At 42.7% G+C, this 22922-nt stretch carries 21 protein-coding genes; 7 read left to right on the top strand and 14 right to left on the bottom strand.

Annotated features, from left to right (window positions below; all coding sequences use genetic code 11):
• Position 1 precedes the first annotated feature (1 nt).
• The 7 genes from atpA to OQY15_RS06890 all read right to left on the bottom strand — a co-directional run bounded on the left by atpA (position 2) and on the right by OQY15_RS06890 (position 4812).
• Positions 2-1576, bottom strand: coding sequence for a F0F1 ATP synthase subunit alpha (atpA, locus tag OQY15_RS06920; protein ID WP_265789380.1), 1575 nt, complete (start codon positions 1574-1576; stop codon positions 2-4).
• 45 nt (positions 1577-1621) lie between these two features.
• The gene (gene atpH, locus OQY15_RS06915; protein WP_265789377.1) at positions 1622-2170 is read right to left on the bottom strand and encodes an ATP synthase F1 subunit delta; all 549 of its coding nucleotides are present in this window, start codon (positions 2168-2170) and stop codon (positions 1622-1624) included.
• A gap of 25 nt (positions 2171-2195) precedes the next feature.
• A complete protein-coding gene (gene atpF, locus OQY15_RS06910) occupies positions 2196-2690 on the bottom strand; it encodes a F0F1 ATP synthase subunit B (RefSeq protein WP_265789375.1) in 495 nt (164 codons plus the stop codon).
• Positions 2691-2773: 83 nt separating this feature from the next.
• Positions 2774-2974 (bottom strand): ATP synthase F0 subunit C, encoded by a 201-nt coding sequence (atpE, locus tag OQY15_RS06905; protein WP_090555667.1) that lies wholly within the window; start codon positions 2972-2974, stop codon positions 2774-2776.
• Positions 2975-3011: 37 nt separating this feature from the next.
• Positions 3012-4031, bottom strand: coding sequence for a F0F1 ATP synthase subunit A (gene atpB / locus OQY15_RS06900; protein ID WP_322973306.1), 1020 nt, complete (start codon positions 4029-4031; stop codon positions 3012-3014).
• A 128-nt stretch (positions 4032-4159) separates the two neighbouring features.
• Complete coding sequence (locus tag OQY15_RS06895) at positions 4160-4546, bottom strand: hypothetical protein (RefSeq protein WP_265789362.1); 387 nt, start codon at positions 4544-4546, stop codon at positions 4160-4162.
• Between the two features lie 47 nt (positions 4547-4593).
• The gene (locus tag OQY15_RS06890; RefSeq protein WP_265789360.1) at positions 4594-4812 is read right to left on the bottom strand and encodes an AtpZ/AtpI family protein; all 219 of its coding nucleotides are present in this window, start codon (positions 4810-4812) and stop codon (positions 4594-4596) included.
• 104 nt (positions 4813-4916) lie between these two features.
• On the opposite strand from OQY15_RS06890, the gene OQY15_RS06885 reads away from it, so the two are divergent.
• Genes OQY15_RS06885 through uvrC form a run of 3 tightly spaced genes read left to right on the top strand, consistent with a single transcriptional unit; the run spans position 4917 to position 11731 of the window.
• On the top strand, positions 4917-7700 hold the full coding sequence (locus OQY15_RS06885; RefSeq protein WP_265789358.1) for a tetratricopeptide repeat protein: 2784 nt from the start codon (positions 4917-4919) through the stop codon (positions 7698-7700).
• Positions 7697-9922: a transglycosylase domain-containing protein gene (locus OQY15_RS06880; protein ID WP_265789356.1), complete on the top strand. Its 2226-nt coding sequence runs from the start codon at positions 7697-7699 to the stop codon at positions 9920-9922. Before OQY15_RS06885 ends, OQY15_RS06880 begins: the two co-directional genes overlap by 4 nt.
• Entirely contained in the window at positions 9923-11731 is a 1809-nt protein-coding gene (uvrC, locus tag OQY15_RS06875; protein ID WP_265789353.1) for an excinuclease ABC subunit UvrC, read from the top strand.
• A gap of 51 nt (positions 11732-11782) precedes the next feature.
• Here the strand turns inward: uvrC and gldN are convergent, their stop codons facing one another.
• The 7 genes from gldN to OQY15_RS06840 form a co-directional block, all read right to left on the bottom strand.
• Positions 11783-12664: a gliding motility protein GldN gene (gene gldN, locus OQY15_RS06870; RefSeq protein WP_265789351.1), complete on the bottom strand. Its 882-nt coding sequence runs from the start codon at positions 12662-12664 to the stop codon at positions 11783-11785.
• Positions 12665-12668: 4 nt separating this feature from the next.
• Entirely contained in the window at positions 12669-14207 is a 1539-nt protein-coding gene (gldM, locus tag OQY15_RS06865) for a gliding motility protein GldM (protein ID WP_265789348.1), read from the bottom strand.
• A gap of 45 nt (positions 14208-14252) precedes the next feature.
• On the bottom strand, positions 14253-15068 hold the full coding sequence (gldL, locus tag OQY15_RS06860) for a gliding motility protein GldL (protein ID WP_265789346.1): 816 nt from the start codon (positions 15066-15068) through the stop codon (positions 14253-14255).
• A gap of 59 nt (positions 15069-15127) precedes the next feature.
• Complete coding sequence (locus OQY15_RS06855; RefSeq protein WP_322973305.1) at positions 15128-16462, bottom strand: SUMF1/EgtB/PvdO family nonheme iron enzyme; 1335 nt, start codon at positions 16460-16462, stop codon at positions 15128-15130.
• Between the two features lie 224 nt (positions 16463-16686).
• Entirely contained in the window at positions 16687-17457 is a 771-nt protein-coding gene (locus OQY15_RS06850) for a uroporphyrinogen-III synthase (RefSeq protein WP_265789342.1), read from the bottom strand.
• Between the two features lie 9 nt (positions 17458-17466).
• A complete protein-coding gene (locus OQY15_RS06845; RefSeq protein ID WP_265789340.1) occupies positions 17467-18477 on the bottom strand; it encodes a DUF4271 domain-containing protein in 1011 nt (336 codons plus the stop codon).
• A 54-nt stretch (positions 18478-18531) separates the two neighbouring features.
• The gene (locus OQY15_RS06840) at positions 18532-19080 is read right to left on the bottom strand and encodes a histidine phosphatase family protein (RefSeq protein WP_265789338.1); all 549 of its coding nucleotides are present in this window, start codon (positions 19078-19080) and stop codon (positions 18532-18534) included.
• 49 nt (positions 19081-19129) lie between these two features.
• Here OQY15_RS06840 and hemW point away from each other — a divergent pair, with 49 nt between their 5' ends.
• The 4 genes from hemW to OQY15_RS06820 all read left to right on the top strand — a co-directional run bounded on the left by hemW (position 19130) and on the right by OQY15_RS06820 (position 22896).
• Positions 19130-20272, top strand: a complete 1143-nt coding sequence (gene hemW, locus OQY15_RS06835) for a radical SAM family heme chaperone HemW (RefSeq protein WP_265789336.1) — start codon at positions 19130-19132, stop codon at positions 20270-20272.
• A gap of 83 nt (positions 20273-20355) precedes the next feature.
• On the top strand, positions 20356-20907 hold the full coding sequence (locus OQY15_RS06830; RefSeq protein WP_265789334.1) for a fasciclin domain-containing protein: 552 nt from the start codon (positions 20356-20358) through the stop codon (positions 20905-20907).
• Between the two features lie 143 nt (positions 20908-21050).
• Positions 21051-21932, top strand: a complete 882-nt coding sequence (locus tag OQY15_RS06825; RefSeq protein WP_265789332.1) for a cupin-like domain-containing protein — start codon at positions 21051-21053, stop codon at positions 21930-21932.
• Positions 21933-22011: 79 nt separating this feature from the next.
• Positions 22012-22896, top strand: coding sequence for a cupin-like domain-containing protein (locus tag OQY15_RS06820; RefSeq protein ID WP_265789330.1), 885 nt, complete (start codon positions 22012-22014; stop codon positions 22894-22896).
• Positions 22897-22922: the final 26 nt, after the last annotated feature.

The raw sequence follows: 22922 nt of genomic DNA, 5'->3' as shown, positions 1-22922 counted from the left end.
ATTAGTAGTTCGCTGAAAGTTCTTTAGCTACAGTTTCCAACACTGATGTAATTTCATCATCCAGTTTACCAGCTTTCAAAGCAGCCAGTGTTTGTGGGTAACGTAATTCCAGTTGTTGTAAATATTCAGCTTCAAATGCCCTGATTTTGTTTACAGGAACTGAACGCATCAGGTTTTTTGTACCGATATAGATGATCGCTACCTGTTTTTCTACAGACATTGGAGAGAACTGACCTTGTTTTAAGATCTCTACGTTCCTTGAACCTTTGTCGAGTACAGATTTTGTAGCTGCATCAAGGTCAGATCCGAATTTAGAGAAGGCCTCTAACTCACGGTACTGTGCCTGATCCAGTTTCAAGGTACCGGCAACTTTCTTCATTGACTTGATCTGTGCGTTACCACCTACACGTGATACCGAGATACCTACGTTAATAGCCGGACGTACACCTGCGTTGAACAGGTTTGACTCTAAGAAGATCTGTCCGTCAGTAATTGAAATTACGTTGGTAGGGATATATGCAGAAACGTCACCAGCCTGAGTTTCGATAATCGGAAGTGCAGTTAATGAACCACCACCTTTAACGATATCTTTGATAGAGTCAGGTAGATCGTTCATCTGCTTTGCGATTTCATCGTTCATGTTGATCTTCGCAGCACGCTCTAATAAACGGCTGTGCAGGTAGAACACGTCTCCAGGATAAGCCTCACGTCCCGGTGGACGACGTAACAACAGTGAAACCTCACGGTAAGCTACAGCTTGTTTAGACAAATCATCATAAACAATTAATGCCGGGCGACCAGTATCACGGAAGTACTCACCAATTGCAGCACCTGAGAACGGCGCATAAAACTGTAATGGAGCAGGATCAGCTGCAGAAGCAGAAACAACTACTGTGTAAGCCATTGCACCGTTTTCTTCTAATGTACGGACAACGTTTGCTACAGTACTGGCTTTCTGGCCACAGGCAACATATATACATAAAACAGGGTTACCTGCTTCATAAAATTCTTTTTGATTGATGATAGTATCGATACAAACAGCACTTTTACCTGTCTGACGGTCACCAATAACCAGCTCACGCTGACCACGGCCAATCGGGATCATCGCATCGATAGCTTTGATACCAGTCTGAAGAGGCTCAGCAACTGGCTGACGGTAGATTACACCCGGAGCTTTACGCTCGATAGGCATCTCATAAGTCTGGCCAATGATTGGTCCTTTACCATCAATAGGCTCGCCAAGAGTGTTAACCACACGGCCTAACATACCTTCACCAACTTTGATAGAGGCAATTTTCTTGGTACGTTTAATCGTGTCACCTTCTTTGATCTCAGCTGATGGGCCTAATAAAACCACACCTACGTTATCTTCTTCAAGGTTCAAAACAATACCTTGCAGGCCATTTTCAAATTCAACGAGCTCACCTGATTGAACTTTAGTTAAACCATAAACACGGGCAATACCATCACCCACTTGTAATACGGTACCAACTTCTTCAAGTTCGGCTTCTGATTTAAAGCCCGACAATTGTTGCCTGATAATTGCCGATACTTCGTCTGGTCTTACCTCTACCATAATTTTATATTATTTCTTTTGTAATTCTGTAAATGATTCCGGGACCTAAACCACGCCGTGGGACAGTTCCTTTTTTAGTTTATTTAAGCTACCAGAGATACTGGCATCAAATTGTTTATCGCCAACTTTCAGAATAAAACCGCCAATCAGCTTTTCGTTTACTTTTTCCTTGATCACTACTTCCTTCGCGCCTACTTCTTTTTTTACTACAGCAACGATCTCTGCTTTACTCGCCTCAGTCAAGGCCGTTGCAGAAGTAACTTCTGCAGTTACAATGCCTTTAAGCACGTTATATTGTCTGATGAATGCTTTAGTAGTATCAAATAAAATACCAGCACGCCCTTTGCTCACGATCAGTTTCAGATAGGCTTTGGTGATGCCATTGATATCCTTACCGAAGATGCCTTCTAAAATAGAATGTTTTTTATCCAGAGGGACAACAGGGTTCTGAAGAATTGCAGCAAGCTCACTGTTGTGGTGGATTACCTGCTCAATAAGAACCATATCATTTCTCATTTCTTCCAGGGAGTTTTGCTCTGTTGAAAGGTCAATTAATGATTTGGCGTATCTTGATCCAGCTTTATTTTCTGACATGTTATATTATTTTATGAGGCTAGAATTAGTTCAACTCAACATCTTTCAACAGACCTGCAACTAATTCCTGTTGCTTAGCTTTATCAGCTAACTGCTCACGTAAAACGCGCTCAGCGATGTCGATAGATAATGTTGAAACCTGATTTTTCAATTCAGCCAGAGCAGCTTTCTTTTGGTTCTCGATTTCTATTTTAGCTTTTTCAATCAACTTGGCACCTTCAGTATGTGCCTGTTGTTTAGCTTCGTTAACAATAGAATCTTTTAATGTTTTTGCTTCTTTCAGGATCAGGTCTCTTTCTGCACGAGCCTGTTTCATGGTTTCTTCATTCTGGGCAGCCAGACGCACCATTTCCTGTTTAGCCAGTTCAGCCTGGTTTAAAGCTTCATCGATAGTATGCTCGCGTTCTTTGATCGAAGCTAAAATAGGCTTCCATGCAAATTTAGCTAAAACGAACATCAACAATAGAAATGCTATTGTCTGAAAAACAACTAAACCAATTTCCGGTAATAATAATTCCATCTAAGTATATATATGTAAATCTTCTTTCTTAAACAATAGATTGTACTTTGTAGCAATCCTACAAAGTACAATACCATTTTTCGTTACACTAATGCAACTACTACCGCGAAAAGAGCAACTGCCTCAACGAATGCAGCAGCGATCAACATCGCAGTTTGAATTTTAGAGGCTGCTTCCGGTTGACGGGCAATACCTTCCATAGCTGAGCTACCGATTTTTCCGATACCCATACCAGCGCCGATAGCAGCTAATCCAGCACCAATTGCAGCAATACTTCCTGTAATCATGATTATATATATTAATTGTTGTTAAAAATTCTAATTAATGGTGTTCTTCTACAGCCATTCCAATGAACAGTGCAGATAATATGGTAAAGATAAATGCCTGTATAAATGCAACCAGCAATTCTATTCCGTAGATAAACAAGGCAAACGGAACAGACACGAAGGAAACAAATACAGAGTTGAATACGAAGATCAGTCCGATCAGTGCAAGTACCAGGATGTGGCCTGCAGTGATGTTGGCAAATAAACGTATCGCCAATGCGATAGGCTTGGTGAAGATACCAATGATCTCTACCGGTACCAGGACAATGTATAACCACCATGGTACATCAGGTGTAAAGATGTGTTTCCAGTAGTATTTATTACCATTGAAGTTTACCAGCAGGAAGGTGATCGTCGCCAGCACTACGGTGATGGAAATATTCCCTGTTAAGTTGGCTCCTCCCGGAAGGAAAGGAATCAGACCCAGCATATTGTTAAACCAGATAAAGAAAAACACGGTTAACAGGTAAGGCATGAAACGCTCGTATTTATGACCTAAGTTAGGCTTAGCAATATCATCACGAACAAACATGATAATAGGCTCAAACCATGACTGCAATCCTTTCGGAGCTTTACCGTTCCTCACTTTATATCCGTTGGCTACTTTAAGGAATACCGCAAGAAGCAATACTACAGAAAGAAACAGGGTACAAACATTTTTTGTGATAGAGAAATCTAAAGGACGGGCATTTTTGACATGACCTGCATCATCGTGTTCTGCATAGGCGCCATGTTCATTGGCTCTTTCGGAGGCATAATAGATCTTATCATGAGCCATCACAAAACGCTGACCGGCTCTTTCTACTACAACCTTAGCTTCTTCATCATGATGAAATTCGCTTGCATTGAAGAATACTAATCCTGATGGGGTATAAAGGATAACCGGCAGACCAATTGTGTAGTCACCGAATACATGCCAGCTATGCGAATCAGCAACGTGATGCAGAGCAAACTTACCCAGGTTAAACTTTTTCTCTGCCTCTGGTTCGGCATGAGCGGCTTCAGTTGTCTTCAAAGTGTCCTCCTGCGCATATAACAGGGGTGTTACAAAGAAAAACGCTAAAAAAAGCGTGAAAACAACAATTAACCTACTTACTTTAAAATCAAAAACGTGGCTACAATCCATTTACTGGCAGATTTTTACTATTTATTTTGGTGGCGCAAGTTACATAACAGGGAGTATATTTCAAAGAAGCTGAACAATAAATATAAAGAAAAAAAGTTAAGCGCGAAAACTATACCCTTCTCAGCGCTGTTGAGGCTGTAAATCAGCACGAAAGCTAAAGAAAATATCATTTTCAAAACTATCGAGCCCATAATCGCCATTACGCCGGCCTGCGGATCCATTTTAATGCCAAAAAAGGCAGTCAGGTAAGCAATATAGGTGAGCCCCCCGAGGAAGCAGAATACCAGCCAGAACTTTTTTACAAGTAAAGTGGTGTGCGGAAATATATGGGGCAATGCATACGCGATCCCGGCAAGGAATAACGTATAAAGGAGGTAGTAAATGGTAAATTTGGCTAAACTCAAATCTCTTTTTTTTACAAAAGTATAAAAATAGCGGATGAATCCATTTGTTAATCTTTACTATTCAGTTGTCGCACAACCTGGTAAAGTGAAATAATTACACCTATCAATCCTAAAATTGCCATGAAGATGAACTTATCACTATTCCGGTACGTATCTATTTTATATCCCGCAAAGGCAAACAGACCAATTACAGCCAGCATCTGGAAGCCCATACCGGTATATTTAACAAAGTTTGTTGTGTTTTTTCCTCTCCGGTTATTATTCATAGGTTATGCAAACTTAAAATTTAAATTAATTTACTTAGAATAATAGTTTGAATAAAATACTTTTGTCATATTCTGCTACATTTGTAATGAACCAATTCTGTCTCTTGAAGAATACAGCTTACAGCAACATCAGATTAATTTTTGCGCTTACAGGACTGTGTCTGCTGGCAGCCTGTGGCACTCCTAAAGATACAGCAATGAGCAGGGGAATGCAAAACCTCACTGCCAGATATAACTATATCTACAACTCCAATCTGATCCTCGACAACTACGAAGAACAGCTGTACGAAACTTATAAAGACAATTACAATGAGATCCTCCCGGTTTATACTGTTCCGGAAAAATTCAGCTACAGTACTGTAGCCAATGTTCCTGTGAACGAGAGGGACCTGGACAAGATCATCACCAAGGCGCAGACAATCGTGGAGGATAAAGCCTTCAGTAACTATATTGATGAAGCTTATATCCTGATGGGAAGGGCACAGTATTACAAAACCAATTATTTTGTAGCTGAAGAATACTTCGATTATACGGCCAAAACTTATATAGAGAATCCTGATATCAGGCAAAGTGCCCTCAACTGGAAAGCCCGGAGCCTCATGCAGCTGGACAATCTGAAGGATGCTGCGCTGATCCTGGACACGGTTTACAGGGACCTCCCGGATATCAAAAATCATAAATCTGAACCGCTGGCAACAATTGCTCAGATGTATATTTACCAGGGCCGCTACAATGACGCCATTTTATTACTGACCAACGCTGTGAAGCTGAGTCCGCTAAAACGTAACCGCATCCGCTGGACCTATATCCTTGCCCAGCTGTATGAACGGCAGAAGGATTATCAGGAAGCACTGGCTCATTACCTGCATGTACAGAAAAGCAATGCGGCTTTTGAATTGTATTTCAATGCAAACCTGAACAGGATCAGGCTCACAGGCATGCTGAACGGAGAACGCCTGAACAGGAAGAAGCAGTTGACGGCATTGTTGCGGGATGATAAGAATCTGGAATATATTGATCAGATCTATTACCATATCGCAGAGAGTTATGCAGATGACAGCGATTTTACAGGTGCCGAGAAATATTATAAGTTATCTATCCGCAACAGCAACAGGAATAATTTTCAGAAGGGAATTTCCTATCTGAGGCTCGCTGATTTGAATTTTAAGGAGTTCAGAAACTTTCTCAAGGCTAAGGACTATTACGACAGTACGGTTACGACCCTGCCTAAAAGCTATCCCGGTTATGAGCAGATCCTGAAAAAAAGTGAGAATCTGGAATATATCAGCAAACGCTATGAAGCTATTGCTTTTCAGGATACTTTGCAGTTGCTGGCTAAATTACCTGAAGCAGAACGCCTGACAAGGATCAAACAGATTACAGATCGGGCAAAACCGGCAGCAACCGACAACGGAAGCTTCAAAGAAGATCCTTTTGCTGCTGCCAACCAGGCGCCGACGAGGCCTGGCAGCTCTGCTTTTAGCGGAAACTCTTCCTTTTATTTCAGCAACAGTGCTGCTATGAGCAGAGGCAGTGCCGATTTCACGACGAGATGGGGAAACAGGAAACTGGAGGACGACTGGCGCCAGAGTCTGAAGTCTTCTGCACAGGCCACTACAGAAAGTATTGTGAAGGTGGAAAATGGCGGCAAACTCCCTGTAAACGCAGAAGCCGGAGGCAATGGTGCTGACACTTCTGTTAACAGATACCTTTCTGCTCTCCCGCTGACCGCAGCACAACTGGCCGTATCCAACCAGCAGATCATTGATGCCTATTATGAAATGGCTAACTTTTATCAGCAGGAACTGGAAGACCAGGCAGAGGCGCTGAGAATATACCAGCTGATCCTGACCCGCTTTCCGGAGAACAATCGACTGGCATCAATCTATTACAGTTTATATCTGGGCTATAAAGAAAGTAATACGGGGAGTTCAGACAAATACAAAAAACTGGTCCTTGAGCAATTCCCAACAAGCGTTTACGCAAAAACTATTCTCGATCCGCAGTATTCTGTGAAACAATCGGAAATGGAAGCCAGGGTGCTGAGCTTATACAATGAGGTATTTGGGCAATACGAACGGAAAGCGTTTCCACAGGTCATTACTGCTGCCAACAGTTCTATTGCGCAATATCCGAATAGTATGGTCAATCCACAGCTGAGTTACCTGAAGGCCATCGCTATCGGCAGGACACAGCCGGTGGACAGCCTGGTGGATGCCTTTACGGAAATTACAACGGCCTATCCTATGGATAAGGTGATCGTGCCCCTGGTGCAAAGTCATCTGGCCTACATCGCTGCACATCGGGAGGAATTTAACAATAGGAAGGTGGCACTTCCGGATTTTGACACGAATGAGCCACAGTTCTTTGTTTCCGAACCCCTGCCCTCGCAGCCAGTGCCGCAAAAACCCGTACCTGCAACCGAAGCTCCAAAACCGGAGGTTAAAACTGCAGAGGTGATCATAAAGGAAGAACCAAAAGCCGCGGTTCCGGTTCCGGTCGCACCCGTGCCGGCAAGCCAGATTTTCAGTACTGCGGAATCTGCGGTTTATTATTACGTGATCGACGTGGAGGATGCCAGTTTAAGGCTCAGTTCTTCACGTTTCGGTATCGGCCAGTTCAACAGGGGTAACTACCCGGGCTCCGGACTAAGGCACCAATTAACAGAATTTGACAATGACCAACTGATATATGTTGGGAACTTTAGTAGTTTTGCAGAAGCAAAAAGTTACGCTGATGGAATAACTCCACAATTGAAGCAGATTATGAAAGTCCCGGCCGGAATATATTCCAGCTTTATTATTAGTAAGGAAAACTTCGATAAACTCCAGAGTAAAGATCTTGTAACTAAATACTTAGATTTCTACAATAACACCTATCAAAAATGACCAAGAATATTTCAGCTGCAGAGATAAAATCATATAACCTCACCCTCTGGAAGCTTTTAATCGGAGCACTTGTTATATTTTCGTTATTCATCGTTGCAATTGGATTCGGATTATTCGGCGCTCTGCCTTCGTTCAGGGATATTGAACACCCAAAAAGCAACCAGGCATCTGAAATCCTGACAGAGGATAAAAGGGTTCTGGGTACTTACTTTGTACAGAACCGCTCTAACGTAACTTATGCTCAGATCTCCCCTAATGTGATCAATGCGCTGATATCTACTGAGGATACACGTTTCAAAGAACACTCGGGGATCGACTTTAAACGTACATTCACAATCATATTCTATAACCTTATCGGTAAAAAGCAGGGTGCAAGTACCATCACACAGCAGCTGGCACTAAACCTGTTCTCCGAAGAAGGACGTCAGCGCAATTTCTTCAAAAGGCTGATGCAGAAGTTCCAGGAATGGATTGTCGCGGTAAAACTGGAACGTAACTACACGAAGGAAGAGATTATCACGATGTACCTGAACACGGTAGACTTTGGTAACCAGGCTTATGGAATTAAATCGGCGGCAAGGGTTTACTTTAACACTACCCCTGATCAGCTGACAGTGCCGCAGGCTGCCACGCTGGTAGGCCTGCAAAAAGGAATCACCCGTTACTCTCCTACCCGTAATCCGGAGCGCTCTCTGGCCCGCCGTAATACGGTAATGGCGAATATGGTGAAGGAGGATATGCTTACGCAGCAGCAATTTGATGAGGAAAGGGAAAAACCTCTGGCTCTGCACTTCAGCGCAGCAACGGTAAATGACGGTATAGCACCATACTTCAGGGCTGTCCTGAAAAATGATATCAAAAGGATCTTCCTGGAGCGTTCGATCATGAAGGCAGACGGAACGCCTTACGATCTGGACAGGGACGGACTCCGCGTGATTACGACCATCAACTATGACATGCAGGTGTATGCTGAAGATGCTCAGAAAGATGCCATGAAACTGTTACAGGCACAATTCCTGAAAAGCTGGAAGGGCAAAGACCCATTCAAGGACAAACAGCTGCAGATTGATCAGGGGATCAAAAGATCTGACCGCTATAAAGCTTTACAGCTGGAAGGGAAGTCTGACGAGGAGATCAAAACCGACTTCAATACGCCAACCGAGATGAGCATCTTTACCTGGAAGGGTGATATTGATACGCTGATGAAACCGATAGATTCGGTAAAATATTATAAGTTATTACTGAGAAATGCCATGATGGCGATGGACCCGAAAACAGGTTATGTTAAAGCCTGGGTGGGTGGTATCAACTATGAGCATTTTAAATATGACCAGGTGAAAATGGGAACAAGGCAGGTAGGTTCAACGGCAAAGCCTTTCACCTATTCTGTAGCGATTGAAAACGGATACTCGCCCTGCTATCAGGTGCTCAACGAACCGGTGACCATCGAGGTACCGGGAAGTGCGCCGTGGACGCCTAAATCGGGAGGTACGCTGCCGGGATACCTGACTTTACAAAAGGCGCTGGCCTATTCGCAAAACTTTATCGCCGCTTACCTGATGAAACAGGTAGGACCAACTGCGGTAGCTACGCTGGCAAAAAAAATGGGGATTACCTCAAATGTACCTGCCTACCCATCTATTGCACTGGGTACTTTTGATGCGTCTGTTTTTGATATGGTAGGTGCCTACAGTGTATTTGCCAACAAAGGGGTATGGACACAGCCTACCTACATCCTGAGAATTGAAGATAAAAACGGGGTGGTATTGTTCTCACAAACTCCTCAGAAACACCCGGCAATGAATGAGGAAGTGGCCTATGTGATGACACGTATGCTGATCGGAGTGGTAAAAACAGGCTTCGGCTATCCGCTGATCAGTAAATATGGCATCACTACTCCTATCGGAGGAAAAACGGGTACCACACAAAACAACTCCGACGGATGGTTTGTTGGTATCACGCCAGACCTGGTTGCGGGTGTATGGACAGGTTGCGAAGACCGTGCATTTCACTTTATCAATACTTACCAGGGTGAAGGTGCGAAGACTGCAATGCCAATTTTTGGAGGTTTCTTCAAAAAGGTCTATGCAAACTCAAAGTTGAAAGTAAGCAAAGGTGATTTTGAAATGCCTAAAAACGGGGTTTCTATCACTTATGATTGCAATCAGTATCAGCAGCAGCAAACAGATACCACAGCACTTGACCAGAAGTTAGGGTTTTAAATGAGCAGTTTTGATTACAGAAAAGCATTAGCGGATATTCCGCATAATCCTGGCGTATACCAGTACTGGGATCAGGAGGACACGCTGATTTATATCGGTAAGGCCAAAGATCTGCGCAACCGCGTTGGTTCGTATTTCAATCAGGACACTCAGATGAATGGGAAAACCAGGGTGCTGGTGTCAAAAATCCGTAAGATCACTTTTACCATTGTTGACAGTGAAATCGATGCCTGGCTACTGGAAAACAGCCTGATCAAAAAACATCAGCCAAGGTATAATATCATGCTGAAGGATGATAAAACCTATCCCTGGATTATTATCAAAAAGGAAGCCTTCCCGCGCATCTACTGGACAAGGAATAAGATCAAGGACGGATCCACCTACTTTGGCCCCTATGCTTCTGTAGGCATGATGCATACGATTCTGGACCTGATCAAAGAAACTTATCCGCTCCGTACCTGCAACCTTCCGCTAACGGAAGAGAACATCGACAGCGGCAAGTTTAAAGTGTGCCTGGAATACCAGATCGGGAATTGTAAAGGCCCCTGCCAGGCTTACCAGTCGCGCATTGACTATGATCAGAACATCGAAGAGATCAAGGATATCCTCAATGGAAAGATCGGGAATGTCATCAGGGATGTGAAGCAGATCATCAAAAATGCTGTGGCAGACCTCAACTTTGAATACGCCCATCAGTACCAGAAAAAGCTGCTGGTGCTGGAGAAATACCAGAGCAAATCTACCGTGGTGAACAGCTCTATCACTAACGTGGATGTAGTCAATATTGCATCTGATGAGAGATATGCCTTTGTAAACTACCTGAAGATTATGAATGGCAGCATCATTCAGACGCAGACCATAGAGATCAAGAAACGTCTTGATGAATCTGATGAGGAACTGCTCACGATTGCCATTACAGAATTCAGAACAAAATTCAGCAGTACATCCAGGGAGGTGATTGTGCCTTTTCAGATTACACTGTCAGACGAGGACCTGAAATTTACGGTTCCCAAACTCGGAGAGAAGAAGAACCTGCTTGATCTTTCCCATAAAAACGTTTTATTTTTCAGACGTGAAAAGCTGAACCAGTACGAGAAACTGAATCCCGACCTGCGTTCTGAGCGCATCCTGACGCAGATGCAGAAGGACCTCATGCTCACACAGCTGCCGGTACATATCGAATGTTTTGATAACTCCAACTTCCAGGGTGCCTACCCTGTTTCTGCCATCGTGGTATTTAAGGATGCCAAACCCTCGAAAAAAGACTACAGGCATTTCAACGTGAAAACCGTTGAAGGTCCTAATGACTTTGCGACCATGGAAGAAGCTGTATACAGGCGATATAAGCGCATGATGGACGAAGGAGATAGTTTGCCTCAGCTGATCATCATTGACGGCGGTAAGGGGCAGTTATCTTCTGCGGTGAGCAGCCTGAAGAAACTGGGTATTGACAAGCGGGTAACTGTTATTGGTATTGCGAAACGTCTCGAAGAATTATACTACCCGGGCGACAGCTATCCATTACACCTGGACAAGAAGTCGGAAACCCTCAAAGTCATCCAGCAGCTGCGCGATGAAGCACACCGTTTTGGAATCACTTTCCACAGGAAAAAAAGGGATCAGGGCACCTTGAAGACAGAGCTTGAATCTATTCCGGGCATCGGGAAAACCACGGCCGACAAGCTGCTGCGTCATTTTAAATCCGTAAAGAAGATCAGGGAATCCGGCTTAGAGGAATTGGAAAAGGTATTGAACAAGGCGCAGGTAAAAACACTGATGGCCTTTTTCGCAGCCAAAAACGCATCATAAAATGAAAGCCCGCTACCAATGGCAGCGGGCTTTCATTTTAATATCATTTGATTAGTACTCCCAGAGACTCTGTTCGTAATCTGACATGCTTTTCTTGATACGGTCAGACTCATATAACTTTCTCGGATCCTTTGGATCAGTCTGGTTAAGAATCTCGATGATCGTCTTGTTAGCAGGATTCGTTTCCTTCACAATGTTGCTGGAGAACAAACGTCTGACAAAGAAGTCGTCATAAGTAAGTACCGATGCATCATTGGCTGGATTTACCAGTTTAGACTTGCTCAGCAATGGTCTGGCTTCATCATAATAGATCCAGAAAACCGGCTGCCAGTTGCCTTCTACCATTTTCATTGGTGCAATACCGATGATACGTGGTTCAAAAACAGATCTTTTGGCATCAAAAATCCAGTCTTCCTTAATTCTGTATTTCAGGAACTCATCTGGTCTCAGTCTTTTCAGCACCGGGGCGCCAACTTTACCATTTGCATCAGGATCTCCTTCAGAAGTTCCCCTTGCGCCTGTCAGTGCTTCCTGTGCAGATAAGGCAATCTTGAAAGAGTCATTATCTTCCAGTAATTTTCCTGCAGTGGTATCTTTTGGAGAATACACTGTCAGTTCTTCATTGGCGACAGCATCCATCAGGATTTCAATCAGTTTTGAAGTTTCTGATTTCAGTACTGAGTTGATGGTATCACGCAGGTCGATCTCGCGCCAGATACGTTTTGAGTAAAACACATCTTCTTCTCTAACATCCGCAAAAGGGACCATCACACTACTATCCACATCTTTTCTGGCATAAAAACCGTCTTTAGGTGGTGTCTTGATCTTGGTCTTTTTAAGAACAGGGGCACTAACCGGTGTAGCCGGTGTCTGCGCAAAAGATGCTGTTCCAAATAACAGCAGGATAACAGTGTACAGAACTTGTTTCATCATCTATTTATTTAGCTATAAATGTTATTGCATCCAGGCTTTTTTGTCTGCCATCAGGGCCTTCAACAACAATATCCTTAAAGATAACCGTTGCACCTGGTTTAATTGAGTTGAGGGCACCTTTAACTTGTCCGCCAAAAGAACCACCCGGGTTTGCTAACGTAACAGCATCCGATCTTGGGTTGATAAATGTCGTATTGAATCTGATCACCTTGTAGGTAATATCAAAGACGAAATCATCCAGCTGGGTTTCGATAGCGTTGGATCTCGACAGCCATTCCAGGTCTACATTACCGCCGGACTTACCCTTGATAAATGCTTTAGGCGTTGGAAGTGCTTTCACCCTGAATGCCTGAGAACCCAGGTTAAGAGTTTTACCGGCGTTGCTTGCCGATACAGAGATATTCAATGTTTTGCCCACCTGGTCTGCACCAACTTTCACAGAGAACTTACCATTAGAACCCGTGATAGATCCTCCCGGCATACTCGCTCTTACGCTTTCCAAAGGAAAACCTGCAGCAGATACCGAGAATGGGTTAGGTATACCTGCGTAAATTACGTTCATCTTATCCGGTGACACCGTCGCCGATGGCTTAGCCACCTGGTATGTTTGTTCCGGCGTTCTGTATTCTTTTACCTGACCGTCAGTTTGTTTCACACGGATCACACCTGCCCATTTGAACACACCTACAGAGTTTGTACCACCTGTATAAGTTCCCTTGCCGTCTTTAGTAGTTAATTTGCTTCCATTAACAGTAATCTCCGGACTTGATTTGGAGTCACTGGCAGTTAGGAATACCTGTGCAGCATAAGGCTGACCCTGGATAATATAAGAACTTGGTGCTACTGCTACCGCAGCAAACTGATCCAGATTAACCAAAGATTTATCCATATTTCCGAATAATTTCTTTACGATCTCGGCTTCAGCATTTTTTGTATCCGCCTGGATCTTGGTCAGCACTGTGTTTGCAGCTGTTAATGGAGTTCCTTCACCAAAGTTGATGTCTTCCCAAAGCTTTTTACCGTTAACATTTTTATCGGCATCTTTAGCTTCCAGTGAGAAGGAAACGCTTTTGCGGTCCTGAGGCTCCAGTAAAGCAATTAGTTTCTCTCTTGTTTCATTGATCTTCGCTTTCAGCTTTTCCCCTTCTTTCTGGTTGATCATGATTCCCTGAGCAATATCGAGGTTACCCCTTTCAACAAGGTCGCCCGTTTCATCGCTCAATCCGCCACCAGCAGTACTGAACTGTTGCTTGATCTGTTGCACATATGCATTCAGGTCATCCGCATATTTTTTCGCCTGATTTGCTTTTTCCCAAATAGGCTGTGCCCTTGCCGGCTCTTCTTTCAGCTTTGTATTCTGGAAAGCTGTAAAGAGCTGGTCAATGCTTGTATTTACATTGGTTCTTGAAGATTCAAGACTATCATTGATATTCTTGAATGCGTTCAATATCGTATCAGATACGTTTAGCGCAAGCATAGCCAACAATACCAAATACATGATATTGATCATCTTCTGCCTTGCTGATTCTTTTCCTCCGGCCATTATATAAGCTCTCTCTGGTTAAGTTAAATAATTAATTATCTGTAACTAGGTACGAGGCTGGTTCATTGCTGTCAGCATATTGCCATAGATCGCATTAAGTGAAGACAGATTTTTAGCCAGTTTACCCACCTCTTCCTTGAACTGTTTCGAATCTTCCATAGATTCGTTGAAGTTGTTCATGGTAAGGGATAAGTTCTGATAAAATTTATTCATCGATTTCAGATGTGCACTTGAATCCTGTAATTCCAGTTCATACACTGCATTTAATGAAGAAAGGTTCTTTGCCAGGTTAGTTACCTGTTCGTGGTATGCTTTGGCATCTGTGCTGGTTTCACCCAACTCTGCCAGCTGAGCAGTAGCTTTGCTGAAAGAAGCATTCAGGTTGTCAAAACTTGCAGAAGCCTGTTTTACCTTACCTGTATATTCGGTTGTTGCAGATGAAGCATCGGCTACAGTAGAAATTGCAGCAACCTTATCGCCAAAAGTACGAAGGCCATTACCCAAACTTTCGATCAGCTCTGGTCCGATCTTGGCATCTCCCAGCATTTTGTCCAATGCTGCAGTAGATGAAAATCCTGTAGCAGGAGCTGCAGCAACCGGTCTTGCCGAAACAGTTGGTAATTCTCCGCTAAAATCTTCATTCAATTCAGGGTATACTCTATCCCATGCTGGTTCTGGTGCTGGTGGAAAAAATCCTGTAAGGAAGAACAAAAATGCTTCTACACCAAGACCGATACCGATCATATAATTTCCCCAAATACCTCCAAGGTGAAGGATTTTGAATAATGCTCCAATGATAACGATACTTGCACCCCATGATATAGCTACGTGTAACCAATCAAACTTCTTTTTTGCTGCCATGTTTTAAATAAGATAAATGTTGATGTATAAGTTTTTACGAGAATTTTTAGAATAAGGTTTTAATTCTTGAAATTGATGTCCGTTCCGGCGAACGAAGAAACGCATCTGAAACCGATGTAAGACCTTGCCTGATCCTGGTACTCATATGTACCTACAGAGTTTTGGAGGAAGAAACCTATGTCTTTCCATGAACCGCCTCTTACGACTTTACGTTTCATGTATTTGCTGTCAGATCCCTTGGCCACGTAGGTGAAGTTAGGGTTGAAATCCAGCAATAATGGCGAGGCAGAGTTGTTATAAGCAGTAACTGTCCACTCAGAAACGTTACCGGCCATATTGTACAATCCGTAGTCATTAGGGAAATAAGATCTTACATTCACGGTATACAACCCCCCGTCGTCGGCATAGTTTCCTCTGCCCACTTTGAAGTTAGCCTGCATACAGCCTTTTGTATTCCTTACATAAGGACCACCCCATGGGTATTTGGTTTTAGAATTACCACCTCTTGCTGCATATTCAAATTCAGCATCAGTAGGCAACCTGTACTCAGGACGTGAACTGATCGGCAGCTTTCTCTGCGCAGCAACCGGCTCATACAAACGGGTACGCCAGTGGCAGAAGGCATTTGCCTGCTCCCATGATACACCTACTACAGGATAATTATCATAAGAAGGGTGATTGAAATACGATTTCACCATCGGATCATTCTGTGAATACGAATAATCTATTTTCCAGACCATCGTGTCAGGATATACACTGACAGAAGGAAACTGGTTAGGGTTATTTGGATCAGGAGAGTCTACATAGCTCTCGATAAAATCTTTACGTTTTTTTGTAGGGTCTTTTCTTCCGGCTTCGGCAAGATCAAGGTTTACAAAACTGTAGGCATACCTGAATTTTCTTACATCCAGTTCTGAACGACCCGGCAAAGCATCATCACCACTGTAGTACATGTCCTGTAACTTCGCGTTTAAACCACCGCTCTTGTTGCTCCATAGTCCGGAACCGTTACCCACTTTTTTCCAGTTGATATTTTTCTGCGAAGAAAGACTGGCACCGCCCGGTGTTGTTTTCGCATTGATGAAATATGCTGCTGCCGCACCCGGACCTAAAGTAGTCAGGGCTACTGAATCTCTTACCCAGTTCACAAACTGCCTGTATTCGGCATTTGTGATCTCAGTCTCATCCATATAGAATGCACTGAAGGAGGTCATTTTGCTGGGAGCAGTCTGAGAATTGTTGATATCCTCATCAGACATTCCGATCAGCGTTTTACCCTGGGGAATGTAAACCATTCCGCGTGGCATTTTCTTATTATTGAATTTCCGGTTATATACGCCTACAAGTTCTCCCTGCCCACCTTTTCCGCAACTGGAGACAAGTATTGCGATCATTATAAAACCAAGCGTGTAAATTTTCCTCATAAGCCGTTGAGCAATTTTACACAATTTTATAGATTATCCTTGACATAAACAACTATTTGCATAGAAAAATCTCTCCTAAACGCAAAATAGGCAAGCCGTTACCCTTTTGTTAACGACTTGCCTATGATTTTTTTTTAAGAAAATGCAATATTTTTAGATTCCCCACTGTGGGGAAATGAAGCAACAACTCCGTGTTACTTGTTAGATTTTTTGATATAATTCTCAATTGCCATGATCATCGAAGGCGACTCAGGAGATGGTGCAGCAATATCTACAATCAGGTTTTTATCTGTCACAGCTTTATGTGTATTTACACCAAATGCTGCCAGCCTTGTGTTATTTTGTTGAAAATCAGGGAAATTCGTATAGAGCGACTGGATACTTGAAGGACTGAAGAACGCAATCACATCATAAGTAACATCCGCCAGGTCTGACAGATCGCTCACTACAGTTTTAAATAACACTGCCGGAGTAAGATCATAACCGTTCTTCTGCAGGAAATTCATGGTATCTTCAGTAGCTACATCAGAACATGGGTACAGGAATTTCTCCCCCGAATGTTTCTTGAGTACCTCTGCCAGATCCGCAGCGGTCTGCTTACCAAAAAATATCTTACGCTTACGGTACTGAATATATTTTTGCAGGTAGAGCGCGGTGGATTCTGAGATACAAAAGTATTTCAGATCTGCGGGCACTTCGTACCTCATTTCCTCACTAATCCTGAAAAAATGGTCTACCGCATTTCTGCTGGTAAAAACTACAGCAGTATAATCACTCAGCGTGATCTTATCTTTTCTGAAATCCCGTGCAGGAATGCCTTCCACGTGAATAAAGGATCTGAAATCAACCTTCAGGTTGTATTTCTTTGCCAAATCAAAATAAGGCGATTTTTCTGTTTCGGGTTTTGGCAAAGTTATCAGTATACTTTTTACTTTACGCAACCTATCTTCTGTCATTTCTTGCATTTTAACTAGTTACAGCTGTAATCCTATTGCCTTGATTAATATCAAAATAGGGCATATTTCGAGGGCACAAAAGTACATAAATAAATAGAATTTTGAAAACCGATAATGAGATAAAATATTTACCCCGGCCCTTATAAATTGAAACGTGAATGTTATCGCCAGTAATATGAAAGAGATAACTATGTAATAGATACCATATTTCAAAGGTGATAAAGCAAAGGCCACCACCACCGGGATAAATATTAATGAGATATTAAAATAACTTAAATATAATATAGAGACATATTCACTGACTGCTTTCTGAATATTAAACAAATGCCCCAGCAGACGCAGCAGCACGATCTTAAAAGCATACAGTACCACAATCAATACGGAGATGCTTGCAAAGAAACGGAAACCCTGATGCACGTAAGCCAGCTGGTAGTACTGTGCCACCAGGTAAAAGAACATGCCTATAGTAAAGCCAAACTGGATAAACAGGAATAGAAAAGGCCAGGAGCTGAACAGGTTATCCTCTTTATTGAGGTTGTTTAAACCGCGGTTGCTGTAAAATGACTGGATGATATTCTGCAGTTGTTTGGAAAAGGAAATGCGCAGAATTGCAAACACAACGAGCAACAGACAGATGAAGCCCAGCACCCAGGTTTTTCCTTTGGGCATGGGGTTTCCGGTCCTGAATTTATTCTCTTTTTTATACTTGCCATATTTCTTAAACCAGGCCTCTAGATCAAGCTTCTCAAAAACATTGGCTTTTACAATGCTGTCTATTAGTATATGGCGGTTGATCAGGGAGTCGGGCAGAATCCAGGTATGTGTCATGATAGAATCGGTCACGAACTTTTGCCTGGCCAGGAATGCAGAATCCCGGACAACCCTGGGCTTGTAATATTTTTGTTTTACAACAGTGTCACCCGCGACAGATACATCCTGAGCGACTACATGAAAGCCCAGTCCGCAAAACAGAAGTATAGTTAGCAGAAGGTTTTTATATATGGAGCTGATCACTGGAAAGGATTGCATTACTGCAAATTTAAGATAATATTGTTTACAATATCACCAATGGAGCAAAATGCTTTACCAGCTGCCGCAGTTCTTCGAAGGAACGATCCCTTCTTTGTCCCGCTGCAATACTCTGTTTTTCTTTTTTCCTGTGACCATCCATATAGAATCGTAGTCGGCACCATTCCAGACAAGCTTTCCTTTTATTCCCAGTGCCTTTACAAGGCCGGCTATATTATCGTGGTCCCAAACAAAAAGTACAGTGCCTTGTTGTTTTTCCAGATCTTTCATGATGCTGTCGAAATCAGTACCGCTGTATTTACTGTTGATAGTCGAATTATGTACCGAAGCAAAAGGGCTGATGGTCTGGAACATTCTGGAATGAGTGGTCTTGCTACCATTGCCCAGGGAAGGCACATAGATCGTATTGGGAACACCAATTTTTTTGTACAATACATTCACAAGTTTTAATGACCGGTTGAGACCCGCACAATTCAGGTTTTCCAATTTTTCCTGTTTTTCTCCATGACGGATGATCACGATCTTTAAGGATTGTGCCCCCGCTGTTAGCTGAGTGGCCAGACACAGGAGCAGGCATGCTAAAGCAAAAATTCCTTTCTTCATCTTACGAAAATACGATAAAAGAATCCCGAATTGCGCTTACCTTTGCCGCATGTCCGGAATTTACATCCACGTCCCCTTCTGCAAACAAGCCTGCAACTACTGCGACTTCCATTTCAGCACTTCCCTGCAGTTTACAGAAGAGATGACTGATGCGATATGTAAGGAGATCATCATTAAAAAAGACAGAATCACCGATCAGGTAGGCAGCATTTATTTTGGTGGTGGCACTCCCTCCATCCTGCCCCAGAAGTCTTTTGAGAAAATATTTAACACCCTGATCACGCATTTCTCCATCGCCTCGGATGCAGAAATTACGATAGAGACCAATCCAGACGACCTCGATGCCAAAAAAATTGCAGAGCTGCGCCAGCTACCTGTAAACCGCTTCAGCATCGGCGTACAGTCTTTCTATAATGAAGACCTGATCTGGATGAACAGGGCACACAATGCCACTGAGGCCGATACCTGTATCAAACGAAGCCAGGATGCCGGCTTCGAAAACCTCAGTATTGACCTGATCTATGGCTACCCTTTACTGACGGATGAAAAATGGCACAGCAATATTAATAAAGCGATTGACTTGCAGGTTCCGCATTTATCTGCCTACTCTCTTACCGTAGAACCTAGAACCGCACTGGCTGCCGCCATAAAAAAGGGTAAACAAATTCCTGTGAATGACGAACAAAGTGCCGCCCAGTTTATTTCGCTCATTGAAAAATCTGCTGCAGCAGGCTTCGACCATTATGAGATATCAAATTTCAGTTTGCCCGGCAGGCATGCTGTTCACAATACCAATTACTGGCGCGGCATCCCCTATCTGGGGATCGGACCATCTGCCCACGGTTTTAACAGCAGCACCAGATATCTCAATGTCGCTAATAATGCCAGGTACATGAGCCAGATTGCCGAAGGTAAACTCCCTGAAACGATAGAGGAGTTAGATATATACGACCGTTTTAATGAGTATGTCATGACCTCCCTGCGCACCATGTGGGGAACAGATTTAAAGAAAATTGAAAGTGATTTCGGCAAAGTATTTCTTGCTGAAACACTAAAAAACAGCAGGTCTTTTATACAGAAAAACTGGCTGCAACATCAGGAAGATTTGCTCATACTTACACAGGAAGGTAAGCTTTTTGCCGACTATATTGCCTCTGAATTATTTCTGATTAACGAAGAAGAAGAGGGTTAAATATCAGTATAACTGTTGGTTACACTTTAAAAAACCAAGCGCAATTATTCCACGTATCTTTTCCCATAAAACAAATATCGATTATGAAAAGATTATTCTTGCCTTTGATTGCTGTAGTAGCAATGGCATTCACAACAAACGTTTACGCTCAGAAAAATCCAATGGTTGGCGGTGCCGAAATGTACCCTACAAAAGACATTGTTGACAACGCAGTAAATTCTAAAGATCACACTACACTGGTTGCCGCTGTTAAAGCTGCAGGCCTGGTAGAGACTTTGAAAAGCAAAGGACCATTTACGGTTTTCGCACCTACAAATGCAGCGTTCGACAAATTACCTGCCGGTACTGTTGAAACATTGGTGAAACCAGAAAACAAAGCTACGTTAACAAAAATCCTTACTTACCATGTAGTTGCAGGTAAAATGGACGCTAAAACTATTGCAAAAGCGATTAAAGCTGGGAATGGTAAAGCAGAACTCACTACAGTGTCAGGTGGAAAACTTTGGGCTGCAATGGAAGGCGATAAGTTAGTCCTGACTGATGAGAAAGGTGGAACAGCTACGGTAACAATTGCAAACGTAATGCAAAAGAATGGTGTTATACATGTAATTGACACGGTTTTAATGCCGAACTAGTTAGAACAACATACCTAAGTAATAAAAAAACACAGCTAAAATAGCTGTGTTTTTTTATTGTCAGAATTTTTGATTTCTCAAAAGGGGTGTTGATTGCTATATCTATTTTTATCTAATTTTACATGATTTAACATTATATTAACATGAAGTTTGAATTATCTCAGATTGATTGCGTTGATGACATTTCTAAAGAAGATTTTGAGAAGAACTATCTCAGAACCCGCAGGCCGCTTGTTATAAAGAATATGGCTAAAAACTGGCCTGCGTATGAAAAATGGTCGATGGATTATATGAAAACTGTTGTTGGCGACCGGATGGTGCCGCTATATGACAGTTCCAAAGCGGATCCCTCTAAGCCTATTAATGCATCTGCAGCCAATATGAAATTCGGAGATTATATAGACCTCATAAAAAGCAAGCCTACCGACCTCCGCATATTTCTTTTTGACCCTATTAAACAGGCGCCAAAACTGCTGGATGATTATATCGCTCCCAAAAACCTGATGGGCGGCTTTCTGGATAGTTATCCAAACATGTTCTTCGGCGGAAAAGGCTCTGTGACCTTCCTGCATTACGATATTGACATGGCACATATTTTCCATACGCATTTCAATGGCAGAAAACATGTGATCCTGTTTGAAAATAAATGGAAAGAAAGGCTGTATCGGATCCCCTACGCAACTTATGCTCTCGAAGACTATGATGTCGAAAATCCTGATTTTGATAAGTTCCCGGCATTGAAAGGTGTAAAAGGTATCGAAGCATACCTGGAACATGGTGATACCCTTTTTATGCCAACAGGCTACTGGCACTGGATGAAATATCTCGACGGCTCCTTTTCTATCAGTCTGCGGGCATGGGATAAATCATGGGCAGTAAAAGCAAGAAGCCTGTACAACTTAACGATACAGCGTAAATTTGACGACTTTATGAAGGGTAATTTCAGGGAGAAATATATGGCATGGAAAGAGCGGCTGGCGATAAAAAGAGCCAATAAAGCATTGGATAGTCATCTTCCTCAGTAAATACTGCCGAAACTTCTTTTTATTTAAATAAATAGAATTTAATTTACACTTTTGTTCTCTAACAAGATTTATCCCCATTATGAGCTTCATTCTTAAGCCTGTAGATACCGTAGAGAGCATAAGTCCATCCGATTTTAAAAAAAATTATTTAGAGGCCGGAAAGCCGCTGATTATTAAGGGCCTGACTAAAAACTGGCCAGCGAGGGAGAAATGGACTACTGAATATCTGAAAGAAATTGCAGGCCAGCTTGAAGTTCCCTTATACGATAATGCCAAGGTTGATCCTTCCAAACCGATTAACTCTGCAGCGGCACATATGCGCTTTGGCGATTACCTGGATCTCATTAAATCTGAACCTACCGAACTACGCATATTTTTCTTTAATCTCTTCAAACACGTACCCAGTTTGATCAATGATATTGTCCTTCCAAAGGACCTGATGGGTGGTTTTATAGAAAGTATGCCGGCTATGTTTTTTGGGGGCTCCAACTCGGTGACTTTTCTTCATTATGATATCGACCTGCCCCACCTCTTCCATACTCACTTTGGTGGCCGCAAACATATCATCCTGTTTGACAACAAATGGAAAGAACGTCTGTATTGTATTCCCAATGCTACCTATGCACTGGAAGACTATGATGTGGCCAATCCAGACTTCGAAAAATTCCCTGCATTAAAAGGTGTGGAGGGGTATGAGGTTTTTCTGGAACACGGAGATACCCTCTTTATGCCTACCGGGATGTGGCACTGGATGAAATATCTGGACGGTTCCTTCTCCCTCAGCCTCAGGGCATGGGATGCTTCAGTACTCAGGAAGGTGCAGAGCTTGTCTAACCTGGCGATCAAAGGCGGACTGGACAGTCTCCTAAAGATGGCATTCAAAGCTCCTTACGCCAATTTCAGGGAGAAGCTGGCAGTTAAACGTGCAAACAGAGCACTGGCAAAAGGATACCCCAAGCCTTAATTAAGCCCCTTTATGGCCTAAACTAT

This window comes from Pedobacter sp. MC2016-15, from assembly GCF_026239695.1.
GTDB lineage: Bacteria > Bacteroidota > Bacteroidia > Sphingobacteriales > Sphingobacteriaceae > Pedobacter.
This window is presented reverse-complemented; position numbering and strand designations above follow the sequence as displayed.